Raw genomic sequence first — 12,968 nt, 5'->3', positions numbered from 1 at the left:
ACACGGGTTCGGGATCGAGGTTCCAAATGGCAGAGCTTCCCATCTGGTCGAAGGCCAGCCTGACCGCACAGGCGCTCGGGAAGACCGATCCGCTCACCCGCGCGGTGGTGCCGCCGATCCACCTCTCGTCCACCTACATCCGTGACCCGGACAACGCCTACTCCTCGGGCTTTATCTATGGGCGGCCGGATAATGCGACGGTACGCGAAACCGAAGCCGTAATCGCAATGCTCGAGGATGCCGAGGGTGGGGCTCTCCTTTTCTCGTCCGGGATGGCGGCCGCAACCGCCTGCTTCATGGCCCTCGAGCCCGGCGATCATGTGGTCGCCTCCGCGGTGATGTACTGGGCGCTGCGGAACTGGCTCGTGACCGAGGCCGCCCGCTGGGGGCTCGAAGTCGAACTCGTCGAGACCGACGATCTGGGCAAGCTCCAGGCAGCGATGCGGCCGGGGCGCACCAAGCTCGTCTGGATCGAGACGCCTTCCAACCCGCTCTGGACCATCACCGACATCGCGGCGGCCGCCGAGATCGCCCGCGAAGCCGGAGCGCGTCTCGCCGTCGACTCGACATGCGCATCGCCGTTCCACACGCGCCCGCTCCAACTCGGAGCGGACATCGTCATGCACGCCGCGACCAAGATCCTGAATGGCCACTCGGACGTGATCGCGGGCGCGCTCTGCGCGCGCGAGCGCGACCCCTACTGGGAGCGCATCGGGCGGATCCGCTCGGGCAGCGGCGCGATCCTCGGGCCCTTCGAGGCATACCTCCTGAACCGCGGCCTCAAGACGTTCTTCGTCCGTGCCGCGGCACAGGCCCGGAGTGCCGCCACCCTTGCGGAGCGGCTCTCCGCCCATCCGCTCGTTTCCCGGGTGCTCTATCCCGGATTGCCGCAGCATCCGGGCCACGACGTCGCTTTGTGCCAGATGGAGAACGGCTTCGGGTTCATGCTTTCCGTCCAGGTGAAGGGCGGGGAAACGGCAGCAATCGGGACCGCCGCGAACGTCCGGCTCTGGAAGCGCGCGACCTCGCTTGGAGGCGTCGAGAGCCTGATCGAGCACCGCGCGTCCATCGAGGGAGCGGGCACGCCATGCCCGCCGGACCTCCTCCGCCTTTCCACCGGGATCGAGGATCCAGGCGATCTCTTCGACGATCTCGACGCGGCGCTCGCGGCCGCCCATCGCTGATCAGTTGCGGCGGCTCCGTGCCAGGACGAGCATGGCGCCGCCGGCCAGCAGACCCCAAAAGGCTGCGCCGATCCCATAAGGCGAGATGCCGGAAGCGGCCGTCACAAAGGTGACGATGGCCGGCACGCGCTCATCCTCACGCACCAATGCAGTCTGGATCGCTGCTCCGAAGCTGCCGAGCAGCGCCAGTCCTGCGACCGCCTGGATGAGAAGAGGCGGCGAGGCCGCCACGAATGCGGCCGCGAAGGTCGCCGTCATGCCCAAGGCGATGTAGGCAGCGCCGGCGGTCGCGGCCGCGATCCATCGTCGCGACGGATCGGGATGTGCGTCCGGGCCGGCGCAGAGGGCAGCCGTGATGGCCGCCAGGTTCACGAGATGTCCGCCGAAGAAGGAGATCACCGCGCTCGCCAACCCGGTCGCAACGAAGATCGGCCCGACCGGCGGATGGTAGCCGTTGGAATTCAGGACGGCGAGGCCGGGAATGTTCTGCGACGCCATCGTGACGATGAAGAGCGGGAGGGCGATCCCGACCAGAGCCGACCAGGTGAAGGCCGGCATGACGAAGACCGCATGCGGGCGGATATCCGCGAGCGCACCCTCTGGAAGCGGTGTCGCCAGCACCACGATAACGGCGGTCACGAGCACCGCGATCGGGATGGCGTAGGCCCGCGCGAAGCGCCAGGCGAGCGCCCAGGCAACGACGACCGGCAGGGCCAAGGTCGGCATCGCACCGGCAGCCCGCACGGGAGCGAGGCAAAGGTCGAGGAGCACGCCGGCGAGCATGGCGCTGGCGAGCGATACGGGAATCGCCCGGACGGCACGGCCGAATGGCCGCCAGAGCCCAGCGGCTACCACGAGCCCAGAGGCGACCAGGAAGGCGCCCACCGCCACGGGAAACCCGCCGACCGGCATCCCCGTTGCGATGAGCAGGGCCGTCCCGGGTGTCGACCAGGCGAGGCTGATCGGCATCCTCGAGCGCAGGCTGAGGAAGATCGCGACTGCACCCTTGACGACAAGGAGCGCGAGAAGCCCGGATGCTGCCTGGGCCCGCGTCGCGCCGACGGCCGCCAGCGCCTGAAGCACGACCGCGAAGGTCGACGCGAAGCCAACTAGGGCAGCCAGCAGCCCCGCCGCGAGCGGCTGGACCTCTAACCCCACCCACCCGGCCTGCGGTTCGTCCTTCGACGATCTCGCCTCGTCACGCCGAAAGCTGCTCGACAACTCCGCCTCGCGAAAGCCGCCCGAAAGCCGGGCGGGCGTTCTTGAAGCCCTTGCGGATCGCGATCAACGGGCTTGCCGCAGAGCAGGACCGCCGCGAGGAGGCTTGCTCAGGCGCTCGTCGACTCCGTCTCGCTTCGCAGCATACGGCTGAGCATCCGCTCCTGCGCGGCAGCGATGCGCTGGAGCTTGGCGATTTCGATCGGCTTGAGCCGCAGGATGTGGTCTGTCCAGGCCTCCGCATAGCCGGACATCGCGCCCAACCTTTCTCCCGCTTGTTGGTTGAACGCGGCGATCACGGAGACGCGCGCACTGTGCGAGGTCAGGCTTCGCGCCGCGTAGCGGCGGATCCAGTCATCGCCCGCTCCTGCCGGCACGACCTCGTCGACCGCGCCCTTCTGCTGAAATTCCGCAGCCGAATATTCCGCAGCAGAGAGGAGGATCTTTTCGGCCTCGATCGGTCCCGTATGGCGCGACAGCACAGGCACGGCCGAGATCGGGAAGTGATTGAAGTTGATTTCCGGGTAGGAGAACGTCGCGCCCTCCTCTGCGATCATCACGTTGCAGGCGCGAGCGGGATCGATGCCGCCCCCGATGGCCTTCCCGCGGACATTCGTGAGCGTGATGACGGCGCCGTCGAGCCCCGTCCGGTTGAGCCGGATGACGTTCGTCGCCTGGTCCGCATAGCGGCGGAGGCCGGCCCGGTCGTTGGCCCGAAGGCAGTCCAGGTAGTAATCGAGGTCGCCGCCAAGCGAGAAAATGGCTCCGGACGAACGGTAGGCCAGATAGCGGACCGGCCGGTCCTCCTCCAGGCCCCACAACTTCATAACGGCGTCCTGCACGCGACCGACGCTCTCGATCAGCGGCAAGGTGAAGACCGGCTTCGGCTCGGGGCGAAGCGTGATCCAAAGCGTCTGGATATCGGGTTCGTAGTCGAGACTGAGTTGGGGCAAGGGCCCGCAACTTCTGGTTATTCGGCCGAGCACATCCTCGGCAGGAGCGGCCACCCTTGATGACGCGAAACGCAACCCGGTAGCAGACATCATGTACCCCACCGTGCCTCCTAGATGAGATGCAAGGTTAACGGAGTACTAACAGATTTGATCTGATTTTACTAGACCGAAGGGATGCGCTGAGCGCGGAACTTTTATCACTAAATGGTTAATTTCTGACCGAGAACTCGCTCTTTATGCGGCGTTCTGGTGAGAAAGTAGCTGATCCACCGGGAGCGGGCGGCCGAACAGGTAGCCCTGCGCCTGATCGGCGCCGAGAGCCTCGACCTCTCGCCTCTGCAGATCCGTCTCGATGCCTTCGACGACGACGCGCATGGAAAGCTTGGCGGCCAGATTGCAGACGACCTCGATGATCGATCGGGACGGGCCTTCTGTCGTGACGTGCTGTGCGAAGGTCCGGTCGATCTTCACTTTCGAGAACGGGTACCGCGCGAGATAGGCGAGCGACGAGTATCCGATGCCGAAATCGTCGAGCGAGAACCGCACGCCGACACGATGGAGAGCCTGGATCGCCTCAAGCGAGGCCTCCTGATCCTCGATCAGAAGAGACTCCGTGACCTCGAGCTCGAGCCGGCTCGGCGGGAGGTTGCTGATGAGGAGCGCATCCTTCACGGCGCTGATCAGCCCCGCGGTGTTCTTGAACTGGAAGGCGGAGACGTTCACGGCGACGGACACGTCGGCGGGCCAGTTGCGCGCATCCATGCAGGCCCGGCGGATCGCCCATTCACCCATCTCGACGATAAGGCCCGTCTGCTCGGCTATGGGGATGAAGTCCGACGGCGGCACCATCCCGCGTGTTGGGTGCTGCCAGCGCATCAGAGCCTCGTAGGCGACCGGGCGCCGCGAACGCAGGTTCACGATGGGCTGGTAGTGCAGGAACAGATTTCCTGTCCGGCAGGCCTCGCGCAGGTCCTGCTCGAGCTCGCGCCGCGTGTTCAGGTCCTTTGCGATCTGCGGATCGAACATCACGACGGTGTTGCGGCCGGCAGCCTTCGCTGCGTAGAGCGCCATGTCGGCGGCGCGCAGCACGTCGCTCGGATCTTTTCCATGTTCGGGAATGAGCGCGATCCCGACGCTGGTCGTCACATAGAGCGTGCGCCCGGAGAGCTGGAACGGCGCGGCCATCGCGTCGAGAACCTTCCGGCCTATCCCGATGGCATCGTCCGCACTCCTGGGACGGGACAGGAGCAGGAACTCGTCGCCCCCGAACCGCGCCACCAATTCCCCCCGAGACAGCACGGTCTGTAGCCGCTCGGCGACCTGGACGAGGAGTTGATCGCCGCATTCGTGGCCGAGCGAGTCGTTGATCCCCTTGAAGTTGTCGAGATCGATATAGAGGACCGCGAAGGTCTTCTCCTGGCCCGCGACGGCCTCGGCGCAGACCCTCCGAAGCACCTGGTTGAAACGGAACCGGTTCGGAAGATTGGTCAGGTTGTCGCTGTGGGCCATCCGCTCGATCTGGGCGGCGGCGGCCTTCCGCTCCGTGGCATCCTCGGTGACCATGAGAAGGCCGCCGTCGCTCGTGAGCTCGGCATGGACCACAAAGATCTGGCCCCGCTCGGTGAGGATCTCGATGTCGGTCGTCTGGCCCGATCGAAGCGCGCGGCGCGCGACCTCGCCGAGGTCCCGCGCGGCCGTCGGCGCCAGCACCTGAGCCGCTATTAGGCGGTCGAGCATGGTCGTGAAGAGGGTCCCCGGCGCGAGATCGGCAGCACTCAGTCGGTACATCTCGGCGAAGCGCGAATTTGCGAGTTCGAGCTCGAGGTCCGCGCTGAACATGACCAGGCCGTGGATCATCGAATTGAGCGCGGAATCGAGCGTCAGATTCTTGCTGCGCAACGATGAGGCCAGCGTCTCCGACCGCTTTCGGGCGGCCGCGAGTTCGAGAAGGTTGCGGTTCAGCGAGAAGGCGATCGCAACGTTCGTGATGATGAAGAACGCGATGAAGGCCGCGACAACCGGATAGAAGGAGTGCTCGTTCTGGTACAGTCCGACACACATCGGCACGCAGAACGCGAGAAGCTGTACGATCACGAAGATCGGCCGACCGGCATTCCGCGCCACGTATCCGGCCGAGAAGGCGATTGCCGCAACGATCGTGATGATGTGGGACGGGATGTCGTCCGTCCAGGCGAGCGCGATATAGCACATCACGCCGAGCACCGCCGAGAAGGCGGTCGCCCCGACGAAAAACTCCCGATCCCACTGCTTGATTTCCGGGTCGGTCAACTCCCTCCGCCGGATCGCCGCATGGTAGCGCGCGACCGTGACGATCCGAAGCGCGACGATGGCCGCTGTCACGAGGAAGAGGGGAACGAAGACGGGGTTGCCTGACGACTTCCAGCAGAAGAGTGAAATCGCCGCCCCGACGACGTTCGACAGGATGATCGAGGTCGGGGACGAGAACAGGGAGTGCACGAGGACGCGGTAATGCCTCGGGTCGCGGGACTCGCGCGCGTGGGGCCCATAGGCCATCAGCCAGAGGCGCGCGCCGAGCCGGCCCAGTGGAGACGCCCCAACCCCGTCCATCACCGCATCCAATCTCACGTTGGCTCGGCCAAACGCGGAACTCTCCCCCGTGGCGGATCAGTCCGATATATCCGCTCAACCATGTGAATTTATCGCCGAGTGTCTTAACGGCGGGTTCAACAAGCTGCCCAAGACTAACGGCGGTTCTACGAAGCAGACGAAGGGTTCGCTGGCGCTAGATCCGCGACCAGGCGAGGCAGCCGGCGATCGGTGTTGCCGTGCTCACCAGGAGAGCGCCTCGTCCATACAGGCTCCAGCCGCGGCCGTTCGGGCCTAGATCGACCGCCAGGAACTCACCGGACGCATCGCTCCAGACCACGCGGCCATCCGCCTCGGCAACGGCGGCAAACGCCGCGGCGGCACCCACGCCGGGCCGAAAGAGCACGAGGGCGCTCGACGTGCCTGGAGGTGGCAAGGCAGCGACCAAGCCGGAGATCATGATGAAGCCGGCCATGCAGGCGGCTATAGCCGGGCCGCGTCGGGTGGAGGTCGGAGCACCAGGACCGCTCCCGGCACGGCCGCGCAGCCACAGCCCGAGGGCGAGCGTCGGCACGCCGAATACGGCCAGCCATCCGAGATCGTAGGAGAGCGGGTTCGGGACCCCGACCCGGATCCGGTGGATCTGGAGGATCCAGTGGAAGAAGACGACATCCACGAATTGCCACGCGCTGAACCCGAGAAGACACGCGGCGAGCACCCGCGTGTCGAGGCCGGGGTTCTGGAACCCGCGCCGCCCCCGCCAGAGCAGCCATAGCCCGACGGCCGCGATCGCATACATGAGAATATGGAAGAGCCCGTCGGCGAGGATCTGCACGCGGATGTCGCGCACCGCCTCGGCATCGACCAGGCTGAGAAGGTGGTGCCACTGGAGCACCTGATGGAGCAGGATACCGTCGAAGAAGCCGGCGAATGCGAAGCCGAGAAGAAAGCCCGCCCGCGTCAGATTTCGCTCGCTGTCCGGACCTGATCGAGCCTCCAAATCCTCTCTCCTCCCTACCAGGCTCCGAACACGATCACCCCGATCACGAGGAGGATGCTGAGGCTGATCCCCTGAAGGACCTTGGTGACGATCCACGCACGACACGTCTCGATCAGCCTGACCTCTTCCTCGCCCGCCAGCCTTCCAGTTGCGCGGCCCGCCGGTGGTTCCCTCTCGTTGAAGAAGAACGCCGCCATCGTGACCTCGCGCGAAGTCGCCTTCGAGCGAGAACAAGGGCACGGCAGTGGAGTTTCTGTCCTGAACCGGACAGAGTGGCTCAGGCGCGCCTGATGGCGAGGGCCTGGTCGGCGGAGAACGGCAGGGTTTCCAGCGTCAGGCCGTCCTGCCCCGCTATGACCGGGAAGCTGCCGACGATCTCGCCTCGGCTCGTATCGAAGGCCGTCACGAGATAGCGGCCGGCCGGCATGCCGGCGATCCACAGGGTGGTCCGGATCGGCGGCGCGTCGGGGCGGAGCATCCCGTTCCGCCCGATGATATCCGTGCGAAGCAGCCACACGATCGCCTGCGCCTCGTCGGCGCAGCCGAACGCGACGAGCTCGCCCGAGCTCGTCTTGATCTCGTCGCTGACATTGCGGCGTCGAAAGCTCGGCCAGTCGATCAGCGGGAGGAAGGCGGAAAGGGCACGCTGCGCCTCGCGCATCCCGGGGGTGAGAGTATGCGGGGTCCGGTTCGGCCAGCGCATGCCTCCTCCGGCACCGCCCGAAGCGAGGTGGGCCCACTGCATGTGGCGGAAATACTCGTCGTCGAAGGGCTCCGGCAGGGTCCGCTTCTTGTCCTTGAAGCTGTGGATCGGCCCATGCTCCGTGTCGAGGAAAGGGCGCCCATCCCGGATCTCCGCCAGCGCGTCCCGCACGATCTCGCCCATGCTGATGGCCGGATCGACCGTATTCTGCGGATCGTCGATCGTCCCCTCGCGGTAGACGTGGATGGAGGCGAAATCCAAATCCGGATGCCGGAAGATCGGCTCCTTCAGGGCCATGTGCGGCCGCCACCAGAGCTCCGGTCCGAAGAGCGAGACCGTCTGGGGGTGAGTGCGGCCATGGAGCCGGTTCTCGAGCTGCCGGACGTGCGTGCTCAGGTCATGGATGAATTCGCCGAAGCAATCGGCCGAATCGCCGGCCTGGGCAGGGTGGATCTCGTTCCAGAGGTCCCACCCGAACAGCACGCCGCTGCCACCCCAGCGCTCGATGACGAACGAGAAACGCGCCTTGATGGCGTCGCGGGTTGGGCCACAGAGCAGGAACTCGGATGGGTGCCTGAGGGGGCCGCCATTGCGGATGTTGTACGGATGCCAATCCCAGCGCAGCCACATCCAGAACGTGTCGAACGGCGTGAGCAGGATCCGCATCCCGACCTTCTCGCAGAGCGCGAAGAGGTCGTCCCACAGCGTCACCATGGCGGGCACGAAGCGTCCCGCCGGCCGCTCGAGATAGCGGTGCTTCACCTGCGCGTACTCGGCCATGAGGCGCAGGCAGTTCACGCCATTCGCCCGCAGCCTTCTGAGGTGCGCTTCCACGGCAGGGAGGTCGCGCCGGCGGAACAGACCGTGGAACTCGATCCAGCTGATCGCATCGTTCTGACCGACCGGCGTCCAGGGGCTGCCATCCTCCGCGACGAAATAGGGCGCGTCTCGAGCGACCTGGATCCAGGGCAGCGGGCCGCTGGAGGGCGCGTCGGCGAGGGTGGCCGCGATCTCGGCAGGGACATCCCCGCGGAGTCGCGCGAGATCCTGAAGGCGATCTTTGCGAAGAAGAAAGGTCACCTGAAACGCGGCCTTCGAGAGACGGACCAGGGCGGCGCCCCGGCGGCCGGATCAGCCGCCCGGGCAGCGATCCGGAGTAGCTGAACGTCCGATCACGGGCCAGGTTTCAGAGTTGCTGACCTCGGTCAGGTCCCGGCCGAAGCGATCTCGGCCACCGCCCTGTAACCGGCCGCGGCCCGCGGCCGGGCGCTTCCGCGCGACAGGTATCCGACCGGGCGCGGCACTCCCTGCAGGTAGTATTCCTCGACCGTCTCGATTGCGAAGCCGGCCTCCTGCAGCAGCGACACGACAGGCCTGATAAGATTGCAGCCCACCGCGAGCGGACGCCAGAGCGGATTGAGCCGGTGCTGCCAGCGGGCGACCGCCGGATCCGACGACAAGCCGTGCTCCAGGAAGAGCACCTTGCCGTCCGGCTTCAGGACGCGTCGGATCTCCTGCAAGCTCTGAAGCGGGTCGTCGACCGAGCAGAGCGTATAGGTGACAAGGGCGGTGTCGATCGTGCCCGCCCGGAGCGGCAGATCCTCGGCCGGAGCCCGGACGACCTCCAGCGGAAAGCGCGCCTGCTTGCGGGCCGCCTCGCCGAGTTTCAGGAACGAGGCGTTCGGGTCGACGCCGATCACCCGCTCGACCAACGTCTCGTCATAGAATGGCAGGTTCAGCGCCGGGCCGAAGCCGATCTCCAGCACCGTTCCTCGCGCGAGTGGAACGACCTTCGCGCGCTCGGTCGCGATGTCCTCGGCCGAGCAGAGGCAACGGACCAGGCGCGGCCCGAGATAGCGTCCATAGATGCCCATCGCAGTTCCTCCCGCTCGTCGCGTCCGCGTCGATCTCGAAGGATGATGGCGATCGAAAAGATCTTCCGTGATGCAGGTCACAAAAGAAAGGCGGCCCCCGAGGGGGCCGCCCGATGTCCGCTAGAGGACCCTTGGTCGAGGTCGCTACTGCCCCGGGACCATGTGCGCCCGGCGGCTCCCACCGAACCTGGCGGACAGGTAGGAGAAGAGCGGCCAGAAGAGCATCAGCAGGGCGAGGGTGATCAGCCCGCCCACCAGCGGATTGGCCCAGAAGATCGAGAGGCTGCCGCGGGACAGCAGCATCGCCTGCCGGAACGAGCTCTCCGCCATGTCTCCCAGGACCAGCGCAAGCACGAGGGGGGCCAGCGGGTAGCCCAGCTTCTTGAAGATGTAGCCGAGCACGCCGAAGATCAGCATCACCGAGATATCCAGCAAGGCGTTGTGGACCGTGTAGGCACCGACCGCGCAGATCACCAGGATGATCGGGGCGATGATGCTGAACGGGATCCTGAGGATGGCCGCGAAGAGCGGCACGGTCGTCAGCACCACGATCAGACCCGCGACGTTGCCGAGATAGATCGAGGCGATCAGACCCCACACGAAGTCCTTCTGCTCCACGAAGAGCAGCGGCCCCGGCTGCAGACCCCAGATCAGGAGACCGCCGAGGAGCACCGCCGCGGTGGGCGAGCCCGGGATGCCGAGCGTCAGCATCGGCAGAAGGGCGCTCGTCCCCGCAGCATGCGCTGCTGTCTCCGGAGCCAGCACGCCTTCCATCTCTCCCGTGCCGAACTTCTTGCCGTTGCGGGAGAAGCGCTTGGCCAAGCCGTAGCTCATGAAGGAGGCGGGCGTGGCGCCGCCCGGCGTGATGCCCATCCAGCAGCCGACGATCGAGCCGCGGATCGCCGTCAGCCAGAACTTCGGCAGTTCCTTCCACGTCTGGAACACGACGCGCGGGTTGATCTTGGCGCTCTTGCCCTTGAAGGCCAGCCCCTCCTCCATCGTGAGGAGGATCTCGCCGACACCGAAGAGACCGATGACCGCCACCAGGAAGTCGAAGCCGCGCAGAAGCTCGGTCGAACCGAACGTCATCCGGAGCTCGCCGGTCACCGTGTCGAGCCCGACGGCCGCGAGCGCGAAGCCCAGCATCATCGCGGAGATGACCTTGAACGGCGACTCCTTCCCCATCCCCACGAAGCTGCAGAACGTGAGTAGGTAGACGGCAAAGAATTCGGCCGGTCCGAAATTGAGCGCGAAGCGTGCGATGAGCGGCGCCAGGAAGGTGAGGAGCAGCGTCGCCACGAAGGCGCCAAAGAAGGAGCCCGTGAAGGCTGTCGCTAACGCCTCACCCGCCTTGCCCTTCTGGGCCATCGGGTAGCCGTCGAAGGTCGTCGCGACCGACCACGGTTCGCCCGGTATGTTGAAGAGGACCGAAGTGATCGCACCCCCGAACAAGGCTCCCCAATAGATGGAAGAGAGCATGATGATCGCGGAGACCGGCGACATCGAGAAGGTGAGCGGGAGAAGGATCGCGACACCGTTCGCGCCCCCGAGGCCCGGCAGGACGCCGATGAGAACCCCGAGGAAGATACCCACGAACATGTAGAGGATGTTCATGGGATCAGCGAGAACGCCGAAGCCGTGGATCAGCGACGTTAAGGCTTCCATTGCGCCCTGCCTATTGAATTACATGATTTCGAGAAGACGTTTCACTTGCTTGCTCAATATCCGAGCGCTGCCTCGATCGGCCCTTTGGGCAACGGCACGAGGAACCACAGCTCGAACATCACGAAGAGGAACAGCGGCACCGCGATCGCGATCGGAACCGCCTTGTAGGCGGGATATTTTCCGAGCCACATCATGAAGAACGTGATGAAGACGAAGCCGGCGATGTAGATCCCAAGCAGCCCGATGAGCACCACGAAGGCGATCGTCGGCACGAGGACCATCAACACCTGCTTGAGTTGGGTCCGCTCGACGAAGCTCGTGTGGTCGGCACCAGCCAGGATGTTGACCGTGAACGTCGTCGCGCTGGCGATGAACATGATCAGGCCGATGTAGAACGGGAAGTATCCCGCCTGCGGTCCGTCATCCAGCCAGCGCGCTCCGATGCGCCAGTTGTCGTACATCACCAGTATCGCCGCCAGGATGAACCCTCCCGACACGATGAGCTCCATCGTGCGATTGGATACCGTGTGCTCGCGCGCTTCCGTCGGCCCAGCCATGCCTGCTCGGTCCCTTCTCGAGATGATGAGGAGGGCACCGCCGGGGCGGCGCCGCTCCGGGGTCTTTGACGATCAGGACTTCGCCATGAAGCCGGCTTTTTCCATCAGCGCGCGATGGGTATCCGCCGCCTTCTTCAGCCATTCCTTGAAGTCGTTTCCGGTCATGAAGGTCGTGTTGAACGCGCCCTTCTCCATGAACTCCTTCCAGTCGGGCGTCTCGCGGACCTTCTTGAACAGATCGACATAGAAATTGACCTGGTCCGGGGTCGCGCCCGGCGTGGTGAAGAAGCCGCGCAGCATCAGGTACTCGACGTCCAGCCCCTGCTCCTTGCAGGTCGGGATGTCGGCCCAGCTCATGTCGGTCGTAACCTTCCCGGTCAGATCGATCCGCTTGGTGTCGAAGACGCAGAGCGGCCGAAGTTCGCCCGCGCGCCACTGCGCCACGGCCTCGATCGGGTTGTTGACGCTCGAATCGACATGGCCGCCCACGAGCTGCGCAGCAACGTCACCGCCCCCCTTGTAGGGGATGTAGGTCATCTTCACGCCGGTGGCCTGCTCGATGGCCGCGGTGATGATCTGGTCTTCCTGCTTGGAGCCGGTGCCGCCCATCTTGAACTGGTGGGGCTGCCCGGCCTTGATGGCGTCCACGTATTCCTTTGCCGTCTTGTACGGCGACTTGGCGTTCACCCAGAGGACGAACTCGTCCAGGGCGAGCATCGCGACGGGGTTCATGTCTTCCCACTTGAAAGGGACGCCCGTCGCGAGCGGCGTCGTAAACAGGTTCGACAGGGTGATGATGATCTTGTGAGGGTTCCGGGTGGAGCCCTTCACGTCCAGGAAGCCCTCGGCTCCGGCGCCACCGGCCTTGTTGATGACGATCAACGGCTGGGACATCAGGCTGTGTTTCTGGATGATGCCCTGGATCACGCGGGCCATCTGGTCAGCGCCGCCGCCGGTTCCGGCTGGCACGATGATCTCGACGGGCCGGGTCGGCTGCCATGCGGCCTGCGCGGACCCGGCGGCTAGCCCCCCGGCAATCGCGGCCGCAGCGGCCAAAATGCGAGCCGAAACTGTCTTTCGCTTCATCTGGCGTTCCTCCGTGCCAGCCGATCTCAAGCCCTGCGAAGAGCCAGGTCAGCCGTGCGAGTAGACACAGTACACAATATACCAGGGCCCGCAATCGCCTTTAGAACGGCTTTGATCGACTTTTGGATAGGTCAGCATCACTGCATTATTTGCACTGCAC

General features: G+C 65.4%; 11 protein-coding genes. 1 reads left to right on the top strand and 10 read right to left on the bottom strand.

The genetic code is table 11. The features are described from left to right. The first annotated feature begins 26 nt into the window (after positions 1-26). The gene (locus ACO2SS_RS06960) at positions 27-1,184 is read left to right on the top strand and encodes a trans-sulfuration enzyme family protein (protein WP_423276888.1); all 1,158 of its coding nucleotides are present in this window, start codon (positions 27-29) and stop codon (positions 1,182-1,184) included. On the opposite strand, the gene ACO2SS_RS06955 is transcribed toward ACO2SS_RS06960, so the two are convergent. The 10 genes from ACO2SS_RS06955 to ACO2SS_RS06910 all read right to left on the bottom strand — a co-directional run bounded on the left by ACO2SS_RS06955 (position 1,185) and on the right by ACO2SS_RS06910 (position 12,808). After that, complete coding sequence (locus ACO2SS_RS06955) at positions 1,185-2,342, bottom strand: benzoate/H(+) symporter BenE family transporter (RefSeq protein WP_423277171.1); 1,158 nt, start codon at positions 2,340-2,342, stop codon at positions 1,185-1,187. It lies immediately after the preceding gene. A 170-nt stretch (positions 2,343-2,512) separates the two neighbouring features. Next, positions 2,513-3,355: a crotonase/enoyl-CoA hydratase family protein gene (locus ACO2SS_RS06950; protein ID WP_423276887.1), complete on the bottom strand. Its 843-nt coding sequence runs from the start codon at positions 3,353-3,355 to the stop codon at positions 2,513-2,515. Between the two features lie 234 nt (positions 3,356-3,589). After that, complete coding sequence (locus ACO2SS_RS06945; RefSeq protein ID WP_423276886.1) at positions 3,590-5,944, bottom strand: putative bifunctional diguanylate cyclase/phosphodiesterase; 2,355 nt, start codon at positions 5,942-5,944, stop codon at positions 3,590-3,592. 175 nt (positions 5,945-6,119) lie between these two features. Continuing rightward, on the bottom strand, positions 6,120-6,923 hold the full coding sequence (locus tag ACO2SS_RS06940; RefSeq protein ID WP_423276885.1) for a DUF2243 domain-containing protein: 804 nt from the start codon (positions 6,921-6,923) through the stop codon (positions 6,120-6,122). 14 nt (positions 6,924-6,937) lie between these two features. Next, positions 6,938-7,120: a hypothetical protein gene (locus tag ACO2SS_RS06935; RefSeq protein ID WP_423276884.1), complete on the bottom strand. Its 183-nt coding sequence runs from the start codon at positions 7,118-7,120 to the stop codon at positions 6,938-6,940. Between the two features lie 80 nt (positions 7,121-7,200). Beyond that, positions 7,201-8,706: a hypothetical protein gene (locus ACO2SS_RS06930; RefSeq protein ID WP_423276883.1), complete on the bottom strand. Its 1,506-nt coding sequence runs from the start codon at positions 8,704-8,706 to the stop codon at positions 7,201-7,203. Positions 8,707-8,831: 125 nt separating this feature from the next. Next, entirely contained in the window at positions 8,832-9,500 is a 669-nt protein-coding gene (locus ACO2SS_RS06925) for a class I SAM-dependent methyltransferase (protein ID WP_423276882.1), read from the bottom strand. 144 nt (positions 9,501-9,644) lie between these two features. Next, a complete protein-coding gene (locus tag ACO2SS_RS06920; protein WP_423276881.1) occupies positions 9,645-11,165 on the bottom strand; it encodes a tripartite tricarboxylate transporter permease in 1,521 nt (506 codons plus the stop codon). Between the two features lie 53 nt (positions 11,166-11,218). After that, a complete protein-coding gene (locus ACO2SS_RS06915; RefSeq protein WP_423276880.1) occupies positions 11,219-11,722 on the bottom strand; it encodes a tripartite tricarboxylate transporter TctB family protein in 504 nt (167 codons plus the stop codon). Between the two features lie 72 nt (positions 11,723-11,794). Beyond that, positions 11,795-12,808, bottom strand: a complete 1,014-nt coding sequence (locus ACO2SS_RS06910) for a Bug family tripartite tricarboxylate transporter substrate binding protein (protein WP_423276879.1) — start codon at positions 12,806-12,808, stop codon at positions 11,795-11,797. Positions 12,809-12,968 lie beyond the last annotated feature (160 nt).

The sequence above is a fragment of the Enterovirga sp. CN4-39 genome (genome assembly GCF_049446235.1).
In the GTDB taxonomy this organism is placed as follows: domain Bacteria; phylum Pseudomonadota; class Alphaproteobacteria; order Rhizobiales; family Beijerinckiaceae; genus Enterovirga.
The sequence above is the reverse complement of the archived record's forward strand: the minus strand, read 5'-3'. Positions and strand labels throughout refer to the sequence as shown.

What these genes read in the sequence shown, in the direction of transcription:
- ACO2SS_RS06910 (WP_423276879.1), bottom strand. Translation starts at nt 12,808, where the DNA reads ATGAAGCGAAAGACAGTTTCGGCTCGCATTTTGGCCGCTGCGGCCGCG.
- ACO2SS_RS06920 (WP_423276881.1), bottom strand. Translation starts at nt 11,165, where the DNA reads ATGGAAGCCTTAACGTCGCTGATCCACGGCTTCGGCGTTCTCGCTGAT.
- ACO2SS_RS06945 (WP_423276886.1), bottom strand. Translation starts at nt 5,944, where the DNA reads ATGGACGGGGTTGGGGCGTCTCCACTGGGCCGGCTCGGCGCGCGCCTC.
- ACO2SS_RS06925 (WP_423276882.1), bottom strand. Translation starts at nt 9,500, where the DNA reads ATGGGCATCTATGGACGCTATCTCGGGCCGCGCCTGGTCCGTTGCCTC.
- ACO2SS_RS06935 (WP_423276884.1), bottom strand. Translation starts at nt 7,120, where the DNA reads ATGGCGGCGTTCTTCTTCAACGAGAGGGAACCACCGGCGGGCCGCGCA.
- ACO2SS_RS06915 (WP_423276880.1), bottom strand. Translation starts at nt 11,722, where the DNA reads ATGGCTGGGCCGACGGAAGCGCGCGAGCACACGGTATCCAATCGCACG.
- ACO2SS_RS06960 (WP_423276888.1), top strand. Translation starts at nt 27, where the DNA reads ATGGCAGAGCTTCCCATCTGGTCGAAGGCCAGCCTGACCGCACAGGCG.